This is a genomic window from Mammaliicoccus sp. P-M59, from assembly GCF_022386135.1.
Lineage (GTDB): Bacteria > Bacillota > Bacilli > Staphylococcales > Staphylococcaceae > Mammaliicoccus > Mammaliicoccus sciuri_A.
The window spans coordinates 365262-387250 of the sequence record NZ_JAJNJJ010000001.1 but is presented as its reverse complement, the minus strand read 5'-3'; the positions used below and the strand labels follow the sequence as shown (position 1 = coordinate 387250).

The following is a 21989-nucleotide window of genomic DNA, read 5'->3' as shown; positions in this document are numbered from 1 at the left end:
AATATCCTCCTTATTGCAACTTGTTACCTAATTGTTTAATGCGTATACCGATAGAACATTCCGATATACAATACTGATGTGCTTGGTGTTTACCTTTAGTTTCCCTATAATGTGTCTTTAATAAACACCCTTTACAGTATGTTTCCATCAATTGATCTATTTGTTTAATTGCTTGTTTCTCTTCTTGAGCTAAAATGAGTGTCACTCCCTTACTAGACCGTTATTATAACATTCATCATACAAATTGTTTACGATAAAGCTTATTGATTTTTATAACTTTGAGCCGTATAATAGATAAGTTCGATTATCGCGGTTTCTAAACACCCGCTATATCAAAATTTAGGAGGAACAAAGTTATGTATAATGAATTAATAGGTATTGGAACTTTCTTCGTTACGTTTATATTGATGCTCGTTCTATACCGATTTTTTGGAAAAACAGGCCTGTTCGTTTGGGTTGCTATAGGTACTATTATAGCAAATATACAGGTTATTAAAACAGTAGAACTGTTTTCAGTTAGTGCAACACTTGGAAATGTTATGTTCGCATCAATATATCTTGCAACAGATATATTAAACGATATCTATGGTAGAAAACAAGCACGAAAAGCAGTTTGGCTTGGATTTTCTTCAGTAATCGTCATGGTTATATTATTACAGTGCTCTTTAACATTTATTCCTGCACAGGAAGATATCTCTCAAGAAGCGCTAGAAACAATCTTTAATATTGTACCAAGAATTGCACTTGGATCCATCATTGCGTATATCATTGGTCAACATTTAGATGTATTATTATTCACATTAATTAAGAAGAAATTCTCTTCAGATAGAACTTTCTATATAAGAGCTTACGGAAGTACAGTTGTCAGTTCAATAGTCGATACTGCAATCTTTGTATTGATTGCGTTCTATGGTAACTTACCGAACAATGTTGTATTTGAAATATTCTTTACGACATACTTCTTAAAACTCATCACAACATTATCTAACGTACCGTTTGGTTACATTGCTAAATCAATGTACAGAAATGATAAGATTAGCGAATAATTTCATACAAATCCAATAAAAATCCTACCTACTCCATTTCGATGGAAAAGGTAGGATTTTCTTATTGATTGAATACTTTCAAATACTCTACATAACTCGTTAAGTAATGTTCGATATCATCTATCTCTACACGATAACCTTCATGTTTAATATAGAATGCCTCTAATATGCGCTCTGGATTTTGGAAATACATTGCAACTTCAGGATAAAAATAACCTGTTCTCATATAATCTGCTCTTCTATGAATCGTATCAACTAATAAATCAACGTCAAAATATTGTTTAATCAACTCAGATTGGTCATGTTGTTTCGCACTTTCTACTATATTATATGTAGCCATTAACATGCCTAGTAATAATGGATCTGTAGATTGACGGTTTTGTACGTTATTCAAATGTTCTCCTAAATTTTGAAAAGCAAATTGATTATATTTTTCTGCTGGTTCTATTTGAATCAATACTTCTGCACTATAACTTAACCAGTAGTCATGATGTTTCCAATATGATTTTTGAATAAATTTTTCATAAAGTAATTTGGCAGCATTTAACCATTCTTCATTTTGATCAAGTTGATATAATTTTAATAACGCTAATGCTGCTTGACCTTCATAATAAATGACTCTAAATGAATCTTTAACAGTTAAATCTGGATAATTCAACACATGTGTTGTTTCTCCGTTCTCATCAATCATGTTTAATAAGCCTTTCGCAACACTTTGAGCTGCTTTTAAATACTTCTTATTCGAACGACCGTATTGTATATAACCACATACAGCTAGTATAAATGCGGCGTTCTGACCTAATTTAATCTCATTAATATAGTTTGTATCATCAAATACATATGTTGCACCGTCGTGTTTATATAAATAATGATTGATAATGTAATCTATCGATTTCTTAGCAATACTCACATTCTTTTTCAAATATGATAATGACTTGATAAATGCATAAGTTGTTGAACTATGACATAAATTGTTATAAGCATTGATATTGATATTAAAGTGTGGGAAAAATCCATAATGATACTTACCATTATCTTGTATAAGATTCATCAAATAATCTGTATTCGTTTGAATCATACGATCAATTTCAACTGGAAGATTATCTACTGGCCTTAACCCTTTCTTGTAACCTTCTTGTTCTAAATTTATAACCTGTTCACCTTCAATAAAGAAACTCTTTGTATAGAATCTCTTAACTACTTTGCCTTCATAATCTTTGTGTAAATACAAATTGTAATTCTTCTTATACTTTCTTAAATAATGATTGATATTTTTCTCAGAAAGTATGAATATCCCTTTCTCATTTGTTGGTCTAATAAAAGCATTACTGTTTATCTCTTCTGGTAAAAATGCAAGATGCCAATTGGAATCTAATACAAAACCATACTCAACATGATTTCTAGTTGTATGAATCAAATCTTCTTTTAATTCATCAAATGGAATGTCTTCAATAGATGTTACAATATCAATTTTAATCCATTTAGCCGCTTTACCACTCTTCTTACGATATGTTTCGATAAATTTAAATATTTGATTACTGTTCGATAATTTAAAGCTTTTAACAACGGCTTTAACTTTAGGATGGCCAATACTTATAAATAATCTTTCACAATCAGAATGTTCATTTATAATACTTTTAATTTGCTGTTTAGCATTCACGCTCTTTCAGTCCTTTCATTTTCAATATATGTATATAAATCTTTTTTAATCTAAATTCAAATATGTATAGACAAAAATGAAAATAATCATTTTATTTAAAATAAAATTAAAAATGAAGAGTCTGGAACATTAATGTTCCAGACCCTCATTACTCATTATATTTTATTGTTCTTCTTCTTCTTTTTTACGACGACCGAATAAGAATAATGAGCCAAGCCCTGCGAATAAGCTTCCGAATAAAGTAGCATTTTCAGCAGGTGTTTCACCAGTGTCTGGTAATACTTTTGCTTGTTCTTTGTTATCTTTATTCATCATGTTATCTTTAGAACTTTCCATACCATTAGTGCTTTGTTGTTGTTCATTTTGTGCCATATGTCCAGCATGATCAGCAGCTTTGCTATCCATACCTTTCATATTGCTAGAACCAGCATCTGTGTTATCAGAAGCTTTTTCAACTACAACACCAACAGTTACAGTTTGTTTAGAACCATCAGGGTAAGTAACAGTTACTGGAATATCAACTTTAGTACCAGGTGTTACATCTTTAGGTGGAACAACTGTAATGTCACCAGTGTTAGGATCTACAGTTACAGTCCATCCACTTGGAACTTTGTCTGAAGGTACTTCAAACTTCGTACCAGGTGGTAACTCTTTATCGCCAGTTTGTGGGATATGAGTAGATGTACCAGGTTTAACTGGAGTTGGACCTTGATCTTTAGAACCATATCCAGGTGTATTGTCATCAGCTTGAGTCTTACCAGCAGGTTTGTCAGCAGGTTTTTCGACTACAACTTTAACAGGAAGTTCTTTAGTAGAACCATCTGGGTAAGTAACAGTTACTGGAATTTCAACTTCAGTACCAGGTGTAACATCTTTCGGTGGAACGATTGTTAAGTCACCAGTATTAGGGTCTATAGTTACAGTCCATCCACTTGGAACTTTGTCAGCTGGAACTTCGAACTTCGTACCAGGTGGTAACTCTTTATCACCAGTTTGTGGAATCTTAACTTCAGTACCAGGTTTAACTGGAGTTGGACCTTGGTCTTTAGAACCATAACCAGGTGAATTGTCGTCAGCTTGAGAATTTTCAGTAGCTTTTTCAACTACAACTTTAACCGGAAGTTCTTTAGTAGAACCATCTGGGTAAGTAACAGTTACTGGAATTTCAACTTCAGTACCAGGTGTAACATCTTTCGGTGGAACAACTGTTAAGTCACCAGTATTAGGATCAACTTCTACAGTCCAACCACTTGGAACTTTGTCCGCAGGAACGTCAAACTTCGTACCAGGTGGTAACTCTTTATCACCAGTTTGTGGAATATGAGTTTCAGAACCAGGTTTAACTTGAGTAGAACCTTGATCTTTAGAATCATATCCAGGTGAATTATCGTCAGCGTTAGACTTATCAGCTGGTTTGTCAGTTGATTTTTCAACTACAACTTTAACCGGAAATTCTTCAGTAGAACCATCTGGGTAAGTCACTGTAACTGGAATATCAACTTCAGTACCAGGCGTTACATCCTTCGGTGGAACGATTGTTAAATCACCAGTGTTAGGATCAACTTCTACAGTCCAACCACTTGGAACTTTGTCCGCAGGAACTTCAAACTTCGTACCAGGTGGTAATTCTTTATCACCAGTTTGTGGAATATGAGTTTCAGAACCAGGTTTAACTGGAGTTGGACTTTGGTCTTTAGAATCATATCCAGGTGTATTCGATGCAGATTGACTAGGTGTAGTAATATCAGGTTTACCATCACCGTCTTTATCTGTTGGTGAATCAGATTTAGGATCAGATTCATCTTTGTTTGGAATACCATCTTTGTCGTGGTCTTCGTCACCATCAGGAATACCATTACCATCAGTATCGGCTTTAGTTGGGTCAGTACCAATAAGTTCTTCGTCTTTATTGCTTACACCATCACCATCGATGTCATTGTCATCTTTGTCAGGTGTTCCATCACCATCAGTATCCTTCGGAGTTGAGATGTCAGGTTTACCGTCGCCATCTTTATCAGTTGGCGTATCTGATTTAGGATCAGATTCATCTTTGTTTGGAATACCATCTTTATCGTGGTCTTCGTCACCATCAGGAATGCCATTACCATCAGTATCAGCTTTAGTTGGGTCAGTACCAATAAGTTCTTCGTCTTTATTGCTTACACCATCACCATCGATGTCGTTGTCATCTTTGTCAGGTGTACCATCACCATCAGTATCCTTCGGAGTTGAGATGTCAGGTTTACCGTCACCGTCTTTATCTGTTACATCAAATGAATTTGGATTAGATTCGTCTTTATTTGGAATACCATCACCGTCGTAATCCTCGTCACCGTCATTGATACCATTACCATTAGTGTCTGGATTTAATGGATCAGTGCCAATTACAATCTCATCGTAGTCGTTGATACCATCACCATCAACATCAGTATCATCTTTGTCGATAATACCATCGCCATCAGTATCAGCTGGAGTCGTGATATCAGGTTTGCCGTCACCATCTCTATCCGTTGGTTTATCAGATTTACGATTAGATTCAGTTTTGTTCGAGTAACCATCTCCATCGTAATCCTCATCACCATCATCGATACCATTACCGTCAGTATCAACTTTAGTTGGATCAGTACCAATTAGTTTTTCATCTTCGTTGTTAACGCCATCGCCATCAATATCATTGTCATCTTTATCAGGGATGCCATCACCATCAGTATCCTTCGGAGTTGAGATGTCAGGTTTACCGTCGCCATCTTTATCAGTTACATCAAATGAGTTTGGATCAGATTCATCTTTATTTGGAATACCATCTCCATCGTGATCTTCGTCACCATCAGGGATACCATTACCATTAGTATCTGGATTTAATGGATCAGTACCAATTTCTATCTCATCGTAATCATTGATACCATCACCATCGATATCAGGATCATCTAAGTCGATAATACCATCACCATCTGTATCAGTAGGTGTTGAGATGTCAGGCTTACCATCACCATCTTTATCAGTTGGTTTGTCAGATTTAGGATTAGATTCGTGTTTGTTTGAGTAACCATCATTATCGTAATCCTCATCACCATCATTCACACCATTACCGTCAGTATCAGGATTTAATGGATCAGTACCGATAAGTTTTTCATCTTCATTGTTAACGCCGTCACCATCGATGTCATTATCATTTCTGTCAGGTTTACCATCGCCATCAGTATCTTTATTAGGATCAGTTGGCGTAGATACATCTGGTTTTCCATCATAATCCTTATCAGTTGGTTTATCTGAATTTGGATTAGATTCATCTTTATTTGGAATACCATCGCCATCATGGTCTTCATCACCATCAGGGATACCATCATGATCAGTGTCTGGATTATTCGGATTAGTACCAATTAATTTTTCATCTTCATTATTGATACCATCACCATCGATGTCAGTATCTTCTTTATCAGGAATACCGTCACCATCAGTATCTTGTGGAGTCGTGATATCAGGTTTACCATTACCATCTTTATCAGTTACTTTATCTTTATTTGGATTAGATTCGTCTTTGTTTGGTATACCATCACTATCATAATCCTCATCTCCATCACTTACACCATTACCGTCAGTGTCTGGGTTAGTTGGGTCAGTACCGATAAGTTTTTCATCTTCATTGTTAACACCGTCACCATCGATGTCTTCATCATCAATATCAGGAATTCCATCACTATCAGTATCATGAGGAGTAGTGATATCCGGTTTACCATCACCATCTTTATCCGTTGGTGTAGCAGAATTCGGATCAGATTCTTCTTTATTAGGTATACCGTCACCATCATGATCTTCGTCTCCATCATTTACGCCATCACCATTAGTATCTGGATCTAACGGATCAGTTCCAATAAGGATTTCATCTTCATCGTTAATGCCGTCGCCATCCTTATCAGTGTCATCTTTGTCAAGAATGCCATCACCATCTGTATCATCTGGAGTAGTAATATCAGGTTTACCGTCACCATTTTCATCTGTTGGTTTATTAGATTCAGGATCAGATTCATTTTGGTTTGTTACACCATCACTATCAAAGTCTTCTTCTCCATCATTCTTGCCGTTACCATCAGTGTCAGGATTTGTAGGATCAGTACCGATAAGTTTTTCATCCTCATTGTTTACACCATCGCCATCAATGTCAGTGTCATCTTTATCTGGGATGCCATCTCCATCAGTATCTTTTGGAGTCTCAATATCAGGTTTACCATCGCCATCTTTATCCGTTGGTGTAGCAGAATTTGGATCAGATTCATCTTTGTTCGGAATACCATCACCATCATGATCTTCATCACCATCAGAAATACCATCGTGATCAGTATCAGGATTTGTAGGATCAGTACCGATAAGTTTTTCATCTTCGTTACTTATACCGTCACCATCGATATCAGTATCGTCTTTATCTGTGATGCCATCTCCATCAGTATCTTTTGGAGTCTCAATATCAGGTTTACCATCGCCATCTTTATCCGTTGGTGTAGCAGAATTTGGATCAGATTCATCTTTGTTCGGAATACCATCACCATCATGATCTTCATCACCATCAGAAATACCATCGTGATCAGTATCAGGATTTGTAGGATCAGTACCGATAAGTTTTTCATCTTCGTTACTTATACCGTCACCATCGATATCAGTATCGTCTTTATCTGTGATGCCATCTCCATCAGTATCTTTGTCTGAATCAGAATCAGAGCTAGAATTTGAAGTACTGTTAGAGTCAGAGCTACTGTCATTAGCAGAGTTAGAATCTTTATCAGATTGACTATCAGAACTGCTATCAGTGTTAGAACCAGAATTATTAGCGTCTGAATCAGAAGAACTATCAGTAGCAGAATCAGATCCGCTATTTGAGTTAGAGTCAGAGCTGCTATCAGTGTTAGAACCTGAGTTGTTGTTTGAGTCAGAGTTCATGTCAGATCCACTGTTTGCGTTAGAATCTGAGTTGCTATCATAAGCTGAATTAGAATCTTTATCAGATTGACTATCAAAGCTGCTGTCTGTATTAGAACCTGAGTTATTAGCGTCTGAATCAGAAGAACTATCAGTAGTAGAATCAGAACCACTATTTGAGTTAGAGCCAGAACTGCTGTCATTAGCTGAATTAGAATCTTTGTCAGATTGACTATCAGAACTGCTGTCTGTGTTAGAACCTGAGTTATTAGCGTCTGAATCGGAAGAACTATCAGTAGCAGAATCAGATCCGCTATTTGAGTTAGAGTCAGAGCTGCTATCAGTGTTAGAACCTGAGTTGTTGTTTGAGTCAGAGTTCATGTCAGAGCCACTATTAGAGTTAGAGTCAGAGCTGCTATCAGTGTTAGAACCTGAGTTGTTGTTTAAGTCAGAGTTCATGTCAGAACCACTATTAGAGTTAGAGTCTGAATCAGATGTGTTGTTAGCATCTGAAGTTGAGTTACTATCAGAACCACTATTAGAGTTAGAGTCTGAGTCAGAGTTGCTATCATTAGCAGAGTTAGAATCTTTATCAGATTGGCTATCAGAGCTGCTATCTGTATTAGAAGCAGAATCATTGTTAGAACCTGAGTTCATGTCAGAACCATTATCCTTCGGAGTTGTGATATCAGGTTTACCGTCACCATCTTTGTCAGTTGGTTGATCTGAAGATGGATCAGACTCATCTTTATTTGGAATACCGTCGCTATCGTGGTCTTCGTCACCGTCACTTACACCATTACCATCAGTATCAGGGTTGTTTGGATCAGTACCGATGACTTTTTCATCTTCGTTACTTACACCATCACCATCAATGTCGTTGTCATCTTTATCTGTGATGCCATCGCCATCAGTATCTTTCGGTGTTTCAATATCAGGTTTACCATCACCATCTTTGTCAGTTGGTTGATCTGAAGATGGATCAGATTCATCTTTATTTGGAATACCGTCGCTATCGTGGTCTTCGTCACCATCACTTACGCCATTACCATCAGTATCAGGGTTGTTTGGATCAGTACCGATGACTTTTTCATCTTCGTTACTTACACCATCACCATCGATATCTTTGTCATCTTTATCAGGTGTACCATCTCCATCAGTATCTTTGTCTGAATCAGAATCAGAGCTAGAATTTGAAGTACTGTTAGAGTCAGAGCTGCTGTCATTAGCAGAATTAGAATCTTTATCAGATTGACTATCAGAGCTGCTGTCTGTGTTAGAACCAGAATTATTAGCGTCTGAATCAGAAGAACTATCAGTAGCAGAATCAGAACCGCTATTTGAGTTAGAGTCAGAACTACTATCAGTGTTGCTATCTGATGTTGAGTTCGAATTACTGTCACTATCAGAACTGCTATCAGTATTAGAACCGCTATTAGAGTTCGAATCTGAATCAGAAGAACTGTCAGTAGCTGAATTGCTATCTGTAGCAGAATCAGAACCACTGTTCGCATTAGAGTCAGAGCCACTGTCGTTAGCAGAGTTAGAATCTGAACTGCTATCAGTATTAGAACCTGAGTTGTTATTAGAATCAGAGTTCATATCAGAACCACTGTTTGAGTTAGAGTCAGAGTTGCTGTCATTACCAGAGTTAGATCCGCTATTTGAGTTAGAGTCAGAACTGCTATCAGTGTTAGAACCAGAATCGTTGTTAGAGTCAGAGTTCATATCAGAACCACTGTTTGAGTTAGAGTCAGAGTTGCTGTCATTAGCAGAGTTAGAATCTTTATCAGATTGACTATTAGAGCTACTGTCTGTGTTAGAACCTGAATTATTAGCGTCTGAATCAGAACTACTATCAGTGTTAGAACCAGAATCGTTATTAGAATCAGAGTTCATGTCAGATCCACTATTAGAGTTAGAGTCAGAGTTGCTGTCATTAGCAGAGTTAGAATCTTTATCAGATTGGCTATCAGAGCTGCTATCTGTATTAGAAGCAGAATCATTGTTAGAACCTGAGTTCATATCAGAACCATTATCCTTCGGAGTTGTGATATCAGGTTTACCGTCACCATCTTTGTCCGTTGGTTGATCTGAAGATGGATCAGACTCATCTTTATTTGGAATACCGTCGCTATCGTGGTCTTCGTCACCGTCACTTACACCATTACCGTCAGTATCAGGGTTGTTTGGATCAGTACCGATGACTTTTTCATCTTCGTTACTTACACCATCACCATCGATGTCGTTGTCATCTTTATCTGTGATGCCATCGCCATCAGTATCTTTCGGTGTTTCAATATCAGGTTTACCATCACCATCCTTGTCAGTTGGTTGATCTGAAGATGGATCAGACTCATCTTTATTTGGAATACCATCGCTATCGTGGTCTTCGTCACCATCACTTACGCCATTACCGTCAGTATCAGGGTTGTTTGGATCAGTACCAATAAGTTTTTCGTCTTCGTTACTTACACCATCACCATCGATGTCATTGTCATCTTTATCTGTGATGCCATCGCTATCAGTATCCTTCGGAGTTGAGATATCAGGTTTACCGTCACCGTCTTTATCAGTAGGTGTATCAGATTTAGGATCAGATTCATCTTTGTTCGGAACACCATCACTATCGTGGTCTTCGTCACCATCACTTACACCGTTACCGTCAGTATCAGGGTTGTTTGGATCAGTACCAATAAGTTTTTCATCTTCGTTACTTACACCATCACCATCGATGTCAGTGTCATCTTTGTCAGCAATTCCATCTCCATCAGTATCTTTGTCTGAATCAGAATCAGAGCTAGAATTTGAAGTACTGTTAGAGTCAGAGCTGCTATCAGTGTTGCTATCTGAAGTTGAACCTGAATTACTGTCGCTATCAGAAGAACTGTTGTCATCTGAAGTTGAGTTACTATCAGAGCTGCTGTCTGTAGCTGAATCAGAACCATTGTTAGTGTTAGAGTCAGTACTGCTGTCATTTGCTGAATTAGAATCTTTATCAGATTGACTATCAAAGCTACTGTCTGTATTAGAACCTGAATTATTAGCGTCTGAATCAGAAGAACTATCAGTAGCAGAATCAGATCCGCTATTTGAGTTAGAGTCAGAGCCACTGTCATTAGCAGAGTTAGAATCTTTATCAGATTGACTGTCAGAACTACTATCAGTGTTAGAACCAGAATCGTTATTAGAATCAGAGTTCATGTCAGATCCACTGTTTGAGTTAGAGTCTGAGTCAGAGCTACTGTCATTAGCTGAATTAGAATCTTTATCAGATTGACTGTCAGAGCTGCTGTCTGTGTTAGAACCTGAATTATTAGCGTCTGAATCAGAACTACTATCAGTGTTAGAACCTGAGTTGTTGTTTGAATCAGAGTTCATGTCAGATCCACTATTAGAGTTAGAGTCTGAGTTAGATGTACTATTGTCACCTGAAGTTGAGTTACTATCAGAGCTGCTGTCTGTAGCTGAATCAGAACCGCTATTTGAATTAGAGTCAGAGCCGCTGTCTGTATTAGAACCTGAGTTATTGTTAGAATCAGAGTTCATGTTAGATCCACTGTTTGAGTTAGAGTCAGAGCTATTGTCAGAACCACTGTTAGTGTTAGAGTCAGAACCGCTGTTTGAATTAGAGTCAGAATTACTGTTAGCATCTGAAGTTGAGTTCGCGTCAGAACCGCTGTTTGAATTAGAGTCAGAATTACTGTTAGCATCTGAAGTTGAGTTCGCGTCAGAACTGCTGTCTGTAGCTGAGTTACTATCATTAGCAGAACCACTGTTAGTGTTAGAGTCAGAACTACTATCAGTAGCTGAGTTACTGTCAGTATCAGAGTTAGAATCTTTGTCAGATTGACTATCAGAACCGCTGTTAGTGTTACTATCTGAGTTGCTATCTGTAGCAGAACTAGAACCATTGTTTGAATCAGGATTTGCATCAGATCCAGTGTTGTCATTAGAGTCCGAACTGCTGTCATTAGCAGAGTTAGAATCTTTATCAGATTGGCTATCAGAACTGCTATCAGTGTTAGAACCTGAATTATTACTGTCTGAATCAGAAGAATTATCAGTAGCAGAATCAGAACCACTATTTGAGTTAGAGTCTGAGTCAGAGCTGCTGTCATTAGCTGAATTAGAATCTTTGTCAGATTGACTATCAGAACCGTTGTTAGTGTTACTATCTGAGTTGCTATCTGTAGCAGAACTAGAACCATTATTTGAATCAGGATTTACATCAGATCCAGTGTTATCATTAGTATCAGAACCACCGTGTACATCAGAACCTGAGTTGTTGTTAGAATCAGAATTCATGTCAGAACCACTGTTACTGTTAGAGTCTGAGTTGCTGTCATTAGCAGAGTTAGAATCTTTATCAGAGCTGCTATCTGTATTAGAACCTGAATTATTAGCGTCTAAATCAGAAGAACTATCAGTAGCAGAATCAGAACCGCTATTTGAGTTAGAGTCAGAACTACTATCAGTGTTAGAACCAGATTCGTTATTAGAATCAGAGTTCGCGTTAGATCCGCTGTTGTTACTGTCAGAGCTGCTGTCATTAGCTGAGTTGCTGTCTGCAGCAGAGTCAGAACCATTGTTTGAATCAGGATTTGCATCAGATCCAGTGTTATTGTTAGTATCAGAACCACTGCCTGGATTATTATCTGGAGTTGAATCAGATTCAGTATCTTTTGGTTCAACACTTACTGTAATTTCTACATCATCTGAATCGAAAGGATTTTCATTAGGATCACGAGCTACACCTGGATATGTTATATGAACAGGAACTTTATATTCACCTGGTGCTGCATCACTAGGTGGTGTAATAGTAGCCGCTCCGTTATCATCAAATGTTACAACCCATCCTGGAGGAAGTGCTGGTCCAGTTGTATATTTTGTGTTATTAGGTAAGTTATCTGGAGAAGTTCTTTGAACAACCACAGGCTTACCAGGTTGAGTTATACCAGGATTATTATATTTAGGAGTATAGTAATCAGTATATTTATCTATAACTATTGTCACATTAAATTCTTTTGATGTTCCATCTGGAAAACTAGCAACAACAGGAAATACTTTTGTTTCACCAATATAAGAGCCGGCTGCTGGCGTAACTGTAGTGGTACCATTTTCATCAATTGAGACTCCCCATCCTGCAGGTATCTCAAAACCTTCTTTTAATTTATAAGTAGCAATTCCTGGTGCTGGTTTTGGACCCTTATACACCACATCTACTACTTTCGGTAATTCAGGTGCTGTATGTTGGTCAATTTCTTGTTTTTGTGGATTATAGCGTTCGTTATCAAAAGGCATAACTGTTAATATAGCTACCGTTTTATCAATTGTTTTGTCAGGATAAATAATATCCACATGTAAAGTTTTTTTCGTAGTAGTTCTCATGTCTCCAGGAGGATTTACCCTTATAGTACCATCTTCAGTAAGACTATAATTCCAAGTTCTTGGAATTGTTTTTAAATCTCGTTCATTAACTATAAATTTAGTACCTTCAGGAAGTGGTTTATCACTAACAATAGGCATTTCAACAGGATCACCAGGTCTACTTGTTTTTTCAAGATAGCTTGGATTATAAAGATTATTATCATAATCAATTATCTTAACTTTAGCAGTAGCAGTATCTTTAGTACCATCAGGATAAGTCACTTCAACTGGAATATCAGCAGTAGTACCTGATGCTGCATCAGCTGGAGGTGTTGCTGTTACATTACCATTATCTGGGTTAATAGTAGCCGTCCAACCAGCTGGTACGCGGTCACTAGGAATACTGAATTTAGTACCAGCAGGTAACTCTATATCATCATTTTGTGGTACATCAACAGCCTTACCAGGTTTAGTTTCTCTTGGTGTGTCACTGTATCCAGGAGTATTTAGGTCAGCATTTGTTCCAATACCACGCTTAACAATTTTTCTAGTTGGCTCTTTTGATATTTCTTCGTTAGTACTTGCTACTGTAGTTCTATTACCTGTTTCAGGATCAATATTATAAATAGTCGTAACAGTTTTCTTACCAGGAATACCTTCATTAGCGACTTCTTCAATGCCACTAGGTAAATTTGGATCATCTTCATATTCAACTGTAGGCTGAATATCTTCTGTTGTTACCTCTTTAGCCCCTACTTTAATAATTTTATCTTGCTTTTCTAAAAGAGTTTCTTCAGTTACAATAGGATTTGTTTGAGTACCATCTTCAGCTGTTTCAACAGTTTCAATTAACTCACCAGTTTCCTCATTCATTTTATATACAGTAGAAACTTTCTTTTTACCATTTATGCCTTCTTGGATTGTTTCATTTGGCTCTGTAGTCAATTTTATAGTATCAGCTTCATAAATTGTCTTGAATTCTATATCTTCTTCTGTTACTTCAAGTGTATTTACTTCTACATGTTTTTCAATAGGTGTAATAGGATTTCCATTTTTATCTCTGATATATGAAGAAGTAACATAACCATTACCCTCGTTGTTTTTTAATCTTGTAGTATATTTTGTACGAAGTCCGTCACGTCCTTCCTGAGTAATATTATGTTCGCCTTTTTGCTTAGATTCATCTTGTATTGCTGTAAATACTGTGTTTCTCTCTTCAATTGAAGTTAATTCTACATCATGCCCAATTAAAACAAATCTAGTAATATCACCAGCATTCATGCTTGAAATATTTTTATGATTTGAAGTATTACGATCGATATTACTTAAAGGTGTATTTCTACTACTTGCATCTGGGTTTTTAGGATCACTTAGTGATTCTACAGTAAGTTCATGATTATATAATCTTGCTGTAAAATTATTAATATTGTTCCATACATGATCAGGGTTTGAAGTATCGCCATTAACTAAGTTTTCATAAGTTTTGTTTTTATCACTTAAGTGGTTAGTATTCCACGTCATTACACGGTGGTCACCTTTCCATGTAATAATAGCCTTACCATCACCATAAATCATTGCAGTATTTTTATTTGGATGACGTGTTGTAGCAGTACGTTGAATATTCACGTATTTTGCAGTACCTTCGATTTTTAAACTTGTATCATTAGAAGATAAATTTGGTAAAACTAATACTTCAGAGTGGTCAAAATCAGTATTATCAGTACGTAAATCAAAAGTAGCGTTATTTTTAAGTATAATTTCAGATGCTGCGCCTCTCCATCCTTCCATTACGAAAAGCGCATTATGACTATGAACCTTACCAGTATTTGCATTTCTTAAATGGTTAATTGCATCTAATTTAAAAGTAGCATCTTCTTTAATTATTAGGCGGCTAATTGCTTTGAATCTAACTAAAGTATTGTCACGAGGACTTGGACGTCCTTGATTAATCTTACCGTTTGAAGTAGCTAAAAATTGAGTTCCTCTTCCTAATTCAAAATCCGAATTATCATGCATATTTATAATTTGACCATTACCTCTTTGATCAACATTTACAGTGTTATTTTCTCCAAAGGAAACCATAGCGTATTCGGAATCAAAATTAAAAATATCTTGTCCTTTTAAAGTGATTTTATTATTATCACCAAAAGTTATACGTGAACCTTTGCCTTCAACATAAAAGATATCTTGTGAATTATTACCGTAGTCATAGAACTTAGGATCGTAAGCTTCTATATTAACTTTAGTATTATCTCCAAAAGCAAGTATACCTTTCAGCTTATCCCTTTCGTTGCCTTCACGAGTTGTATAAAGTTTGAAGACTTTACCTTCACCTGTCATAGTCATGTTAATAGTACTACCGTTACTAATTCTTATTTCATTGGCTGCAATAGTTAAATTTTCATTAGCACCTAATTTCCCTGTCTGATGACTTGTAAATTCACCGGAAATATTAACTTTTAGATTTTCATCGTTTACTAATGTGACGCCAGTATGACTTATATCTCTAAAATTAATAATTTGGTCATGACTATTTGAACCGTATTGAATAAGTCCTCTTGGTCTTCTACCACTACCTGGTCGATTATCTTGTGTATTAATATGGCCATTACTAAATGTGATATTCCAACCTGGTTGGTTTTTACCATTCGTATCCATTTCAAAATAATTCTTGGCAGTATCAAATAAATGCTTATTTAAATCGATAGTAACTGCTCTAGCAGCATTTAGATTAAGTTTTTGAGAATCATTTTTTACGCCGAAAATATTTTTAGTTGGGTTAGGCATAGTAATATCATTATTAAATACAATTTTCCCTACATTTCTATCGTTGAGTGCAGCTAATAATTGGTTATAATTACTAACATTTCGCGTTTGTAACACTGCTGCTCTAAATACGCTGCTGTAATTTTCACCTGTTCTAGGTGCTTGTCTTGAAGGTTGTTCTAATGTTGTTGCTTCAACTTTGTCTTTGTTTTGGTTGTTAACGATATCTTCAAGTGATTTGGATGATACGCTGTTTGCATCTACATCAGAAATTGTATTTGTAACTGTTGCTTCAACTGTTGGTGTATCTACTGCAGGTGTTTCTTCAACACTTGATGGTTGTACTACATCTTCGGTATTACTTGTTGGAGCTGTAGTTTCTGCTGTTTCTTCAATACTTGTTTCTTCTTTAGCTACTTCGATTGATTCAGCTTTTGGTTGTTCTGCTTTTTCTACAGTTTCAACTTTAGCAGCTTCTGGTGCTACTGTATCAACTTGAGTTGCTTCTTCTGTTGATGCTGTTTCTGTAGTTGATTTATCTTCTGTTGTTGTTTCTTCGTTAGTTGTTGTATCTTGTGTTGTTTCATCAACTGTAGGTGCTTCGGTAATTGCTTCTTCTTTTGGTTGTTCTGCTGGTGTTTCAGCTGTACCGATTTCTTTAGTTCCTTCTACATTTGATGATTCTTCTATTGCAGATGCTTCATCAACTGGATCTGTTGAATTGTCTTCTGCTTTTTCTTCTTGTGCATGTTTTTGAATTACATTTTCCGATGCAAATGCATCATGAGTTGGTAAGCCTAAGAATATAAGCGTACCGATTAGTATCGAACACGTTCCTACTGTGTACTTACGGATACTAAATTTCTGTAATTTCCGTTGCTTATCCATTAGCAAGCCCCTTTACTATAAAATTTCATAAAAGGCAACTTTACTCATGGCTGAGTTCCCCCGTTACTATTTTGTCTCTATCTCATTAGTAATGTGTTCAGTATATATTCTATTAATGAATCTCAGATATATGAGTGAAGTGCACACTATTAATATGTGAATGGTCGTGCGTAATTAACTCTCCTTTCGTTATAATTATTCACACATAAGATATGAACAAAATTAAATTTCGTTCTGAAATAGTATATCACTTTTAATGTCAGTTTCAAATACTATTTATAATAAACTCTATAATTTTTATATACAATTTTTACAACTTACAATATTATGTACAATTTTGATGGAGAATTATTAAGTCGGAATGAAAAGTATTATAACCATTTATTGAAGTCTGTTTATCGTTCGTGTAAATTAGATGAGAAGGTAAATAATTTGAAAGAGTTGATTGAAATGCCGCAAATATATTTTGACGCCGCTTCTAAAGGCAATCCTGGAGAAAGTTGTTGTGCATGCGTCATTATTATGGATGATGCGAGACATCATTTCACATCTTATCTAGGTGAAATGGATAATCATCGTGCTGAATGGGAAGCATTAATCTTCTCTATTCAACATGCAATTGAATTAGAAGTTGGTAATGCATTGATTTATACAGATTCGAAATTAATAGCTGATAGTATTGATAAAGATTATGTCAAAAATCCTACGTTCAAACCCTACTTCGAGCTATTTAAAGAATTAGAACGTCAATTTGATTTAATATTTGTAAAGTGGATTCCACGAGCTCAAAATAAAGAAGCGAATCAATTGGCACAAACTGCCTTAAGAAAACAATTAAAACATAAATAAAAAGCATATCACGACGGCGCGTGATATGCTTTTTGCGTTTAATTATAAGAAGTTTGTTGTTAAATATTTACTTGATACGAATAATTCGTGTTCATTACAGATTTCGATTGATTGTTCGATTTCATGATGATATGTCATTTGATTCAGTAAATCTTCAGTTGCTAATGGTACATCTGTATGAATTTGTGCAAGTTGTTTCGACATAGCTAAGTCATCTCGATATGTGATGATTTTCTTTTGTTGACTTGCTGTTAATTCATTAATGTTTTCAAGAACATTTTCAACAGATTGATATTGTTGTATCAATTTAATCGCCGTTTTCTCACCGATACCTTTAACACCTGGATAACCATCAGCTGTGTCACCCATAAATGCTTTAACATCAACTAATTGATGAGGCTCTAAACCATATTCTTCTCTAAATTTATGAATATCATATTTATTGTAAATATTGAATCCTTTTTTCGTCAGCCATATATTCACATCTGTATTAATACATTGTAATAAGTCACGATCACCACTCACAACATATGTTTCGTGTCCTTTTTCTTGAGCGCGTTTACTAATTGTCCCGATAACATCATCCGCTTCATAATTCGTAATACCTAAATTGAGTAGTCCTAATTTCTCAGCGATTTCTTTCGCTCTATCAAATTGTGGAATCATTTCTTCAGGTGGTGCAACTCTATTTGATTTATATGCTTCAAACATATCATTTCTGAAAGTCTTAGATCCCATATCCCAACATACAGCAACATGTGTCGGTTTAATATCATTGAGCACTGTATAAGAATGTCTAATAAATCCTTGTACAGCATTCGTCGGAATCCCTTTAGAATCTCTCATAAATTGTTTATGAATGCTTGTAGCATAAAAATGTCTAAATAATAAAGCCATACCATCTATTAATAATATTTTGTTACTCATATTGTGCTCCTTTATATCTCTTTTAAGACGTTTTCGATTTTTTCTATGACATCATTATCAATATTTACAGATAAGTAATCTTCAATAAGATGAATCGTCTCTTGATTATATTGATCGATGTACGACTCACCTATTGTATCATAATGTGCCAAATTTTTAGTTAACGCTTCATTAAACGTCACGATTGGATGGTCGATAAGCTTCATTGTATCATTTAAAATTGCATTTTGCGTTTCTTTTACTTTAGATGTCTTAATTAAATCTTTCTTACTCACTGAACTAATCGTTTGTTTCGCAATATCTTGAACTTGAATGCTAATCGGTTCTGGATTGATTTCATTTTCAAAGTCATGTTTAAACTTAGAGATTAAAATAGAAGCATCATTTAATTCAACAATTGTTGGTGTTAATAAATCATCAAATGTTCTCGCATAAAAATTCTTCAATCTTTCTACGATAAGCGAGCTTTCTAGACTTAATTTCTGATTTAAATCATCTACATAATATTTCGTACTCATTTGAAGAGATTGTTTAAATTGATCCGTTACAGTTGATGTATTGAAATGTTTTTTGACGATATCATTAAGTTGAATATTCAATCTGTCTTTCAAGTAATACAGTTGATCGTGAATTTCTTTTTCAAGTTGATGATGTGATTTAATCACAATTTGATTAGTGAAGTTCTGTTTATCTTTATAACTGAGTAAAGTTGATTTTCTCTTTTCAAGTTGTGCTTTATCTTGTCTATACGTATGCACCATTTGTTCTAATTCATTCGTCAGTTGTTTAATTCTAGATTCTACTTGCGACTTTAGAACTTGCTTACTTTCAACTTTAACAAAGTGGTCTAACGCGTCCATAAGTCGTTTGAACTCGTCATCATGTGATTTTAGTGCTTGTTTACTTGAAACTGGATAACACTCTGGCTTAATGTTCAATGCATCTAATGATGATTCTACATAAGATATAACAGCTTGTTTATCTTCTTCAGATTCTGCTAAATCAATGGCGTTAATAACAAATTTCAAACCTTGTGATTGTTGTAAATTATTCATATCACGCATGTAAGTTAAGAACTCACCGTCTTTATCAGTAAAGGCGTGATTATAATAACTTACATAAATAATTAAGTCACTTGATGCAATAATTTGTTCAGTCTCTCTCGTATGTCTTTGGTTATTTGAATTAAGTCCTGGTGAATCGATTATAATCTTGTCTTTTAACCATGCTTCTTCAAGTCTTAAATTAATTTTGTGTACAAATGCAGCATGTGTATCATCTGCTGTTAACTTTTCTAATTCTTCTATATCGAAAGTGACAGATTTGCCTTCTTTTAAGATATCTTTGTAATGATTAAAGTTCGTCTCAATTGCTTCAAAGAATGCTAAATGATTACTAGATAATGAAGGATGTTGTTTAATATCTTTATCGTCAATAAACGATTCAATTGTTGAGTACTGTTTATTGGCGAACTCTGTTATATGGTTAATCTCTTCTAATAATTGCTCATAAGTCTTAAATGTCACTTCTTGTTCAGTACCGTAACTAATTTCAGTAATACTTGCCGTCGTTGGATTCGGTGAACTTAGTAGCACGGGCTTTTGCAAGATAGCATTAATTAAACTACTCTTACCTGCACTAAATGTTCCGAATACAGCAATCTTTGTGATGTTATGCTCTATTCTTTCGACTTGACTTTCGATATTATGCACTTCACCTTCAAATAAAGGTAGTTTCTTTAAATGATTGATTTGTTCTTTAAGTTGTTGCAGATTATTTTCTTGATGTTCCGATTGAACTTCTTTGAATTGTTGTTTCGTTTCTTTCTTATCTTCTAGGTCAAGGTCATTTATATGAATAAAATGTCTATCTATTAGTTTATCGATAGATTCATCAAGATGAATATAATAATGTTGATAATTGTTTGTGATAAGTGATGTTTTTAAATTCTTAAATTCAACATATGTTTCATATTCATTTAATTGATTTGTTTCTTCATTAGACTCGTTATGCACTTCACTCGAATTAACGATTTCCTCTATTAATTGATTTGTTTCATTGCGTATTTTTCGATTAATCATTTCTGTAATGCCTTTAGAATAAATTAACACGTAATCATTTGTAATCGATGTTTGCTCTTGTACTTGACCACTTAATTCTTCTTTACTAATCGTATATTGCTGGTTGATGATTTTCTCGAATAAGTCTGCATCTTGAATGTATTTGTTTAAGTTCTCTAATGATTTAATCCAAACTTTCGTAATTTCATCATGAATTTTGATGTCTAAAGCTTCTTTCACTTGTTCAAGCGTTTCATCTTGAATCATCGCTTTCTTCTTATCTTTATTAAATAGCCCTTTCACTTTATAGTCTTTAGCAGTTGTTTCTAAATAATGTCGAATCGTTTCTCGCATTTCATAAGGCATCAAATAAGCGTTATCTAAAATCTCTTTGCGCTTTTCTTTTAAATTTGAAGTGAATTGATCTTTATCTTGAATTAATGATTGTTCACTTTGGACGTTGAATTTTTCTTTATAAGCTTGATAATCGTCATCGAATGTTTCTTCAGTAGAATCAATATCAGAAAGAATCGTTTCCATATGTTGATTAATATATTTCAGCTGTTCTTGTTTAATGTAATTCGTCACACGGTCAATAAATACTTGGTGTTCCGTACGTTGTTGATCAAGCTGATGGATATATTGATTAAATAACTGCTTCTCATTGTTCGGCGTATCATATTTAGATACATAAAATATCTTCTCTAAATTCAGTTTCCAATCTGTAACGGCTTTGTTGACACGATTTTTATAAGTTTCAAACGAGATTTCATCTTCATCATGTTTATCGACTTGGTTCACAACCAATATCACCGGAATATCCAGCTTGTTTAAGGATTTAATAAAATTAAAATTCATATCCGACTGCACATGGTTATAGTCGACTGTATAAAATACATAATTAGATGTCAGCAAATATTGAAAAGCACTTTCTCTATGATTGTCACTCATTGAATCGACACCAGGTGTATCTTGGAAAGTAAAGCCTTTATTGAATTTATCTGATGTAAATTCAATTTCAATAGATTCCACTTCTCTATCTTCAGTATTAAGCCTTTTAACATCTTCTTGATTATCTACGACTGTATATTGATTGTTGTTTAAATTAACGGAAATGCTGTTTTTGTCTGAAGAAATCAGTTGCGCTGTGTTACTGGTTGTAGGAACAGGAGAACTTGGTAATATATTTTGTCCGATAACATTGTTAATTAATGTAGATTTCCCTGCTGAAAAATGTCCGACAAAACTCACTGTATATTGTTCGTTATATATTTTTTTAATCATTTCATTGATTTGTTTAATTAATGGTTGGTTAGATGACTTTTCAATTTCTTTTTTTAATTTGTAAAGTAAATCTAATGATGCTTGATTACGATCCATTTTAATTCCCCTTTATTTTTACACAAATAATTTAAATAGTGTGATTTACATCACATTAATTTTTTAATCTCTATTCTATTATAAATAATGAAGAGAATATAAGAAAGGATGAATAAAATGACAGTCCAAAAT

7 protein-coding genes are annotated in these 21989 nt (G+C 34.9%); 2 read left to right on the top strand and 5 right to left on the bottom strand.

Going from position 1 to position 21989, the window contains the following annotated elements:
- Positions 1-10: 10 nt before the first annotated feature.
- Complete coding sequence (locus LQ617_RS01885) at positions 11-205, bottom strand: zinc-finger domain-containing protein (RefSeq protein WP_049318859.1); 195 nt, start codon at positions 203-205, stop codon at positions 11-13.
- A 151-nt stretch (positions 206-356) separates the two neighbouring features.
- Here LQ617_RS01885 and LQ617_RS01880 point away from each other — a divergent pair, with 151 nt between their 5' ends.
- Entirely contained in the window at positions 357-1046 is a 690-nt protein-coding gene (locus tag LQ617_RS01880; protein ID WP_239739345.1) for a queuosine precursor transporter, read from the top strand.
- A gap of 61 nt (positions 1047-1107) precedes the next feature.
- Here the strand turns inward: LQ617_RS01880 and LQ617_RS01875 are convergent, their stop codons facing one another.
- Positions 1108-2706, bottom strand: a complete 1599-nt coding sequence (locus tag LQ617_RS01875; protein ID WP_239739343.1) for a poly(glycerol-phosphate) alpha-glucosyltransferase — start codon at positions 2704-2706, stop codon at positions 1108-1110.
- A 162-nt stretch (positions 2707-2868) separates the two neighbouring features.
- Positions 2869-16641: a Rib/alpha-like domain-containing protein gene (locus LQ617_RS01865; protein WP_275590236.1), complete on the bottom strand. Its 13773-nt coding sequence runs from the start codon at positions 16639-16641 to the stop codon at positions 2869-2871.
- A gap of 450 nt (positions 16642-17091) precedes the next feature.
- Between LQ617_RS01865 and LQ617_RS01860 the strand changes: the two genes are divergently transcribed.
- Complete coding sequence (locus tag LQ617_RS01860; protein WP_239739342.1) at positions 17092-17490, top strand: ribonuclease HI family protein; 399 nt, start codon at positions 17092-17094, stop codon at positions 17488-17490.
- 42 nt (positions 17491-17532) lie between these two features.
- Here the strand turns inward: LQ617_RS01860 and LQ617_RS01855 are convergent, their stop codons facing one another.
- Together LQ617_RS01855 and LQ617_RS01850 are read right to left on the bottom strand one after the other, a co-directional pair.
- A complete protein-coding gene (locus LQ617_RS01855; protein WP_239739341.1) occupies positions 17533-18417 on the bottom strand; it encodes a 5'-3' exonuclease in 885 nt (294 codons plus the stop codon).
- A gap of 11 nt (positions 18418-18428) precedes the next feature.
- Complete coding sequence (locus tag LQ617_RS01850) at positions 18429-21857, bottom strand: dynamin family protein (protein ID WP_239739340.1); 3429 nt, start codon at positions 21855-21857, stop codon at positions 18429-18431.
- Between the last annotated feature and the right edge of the window lie 132 nt (positions 21858-21989).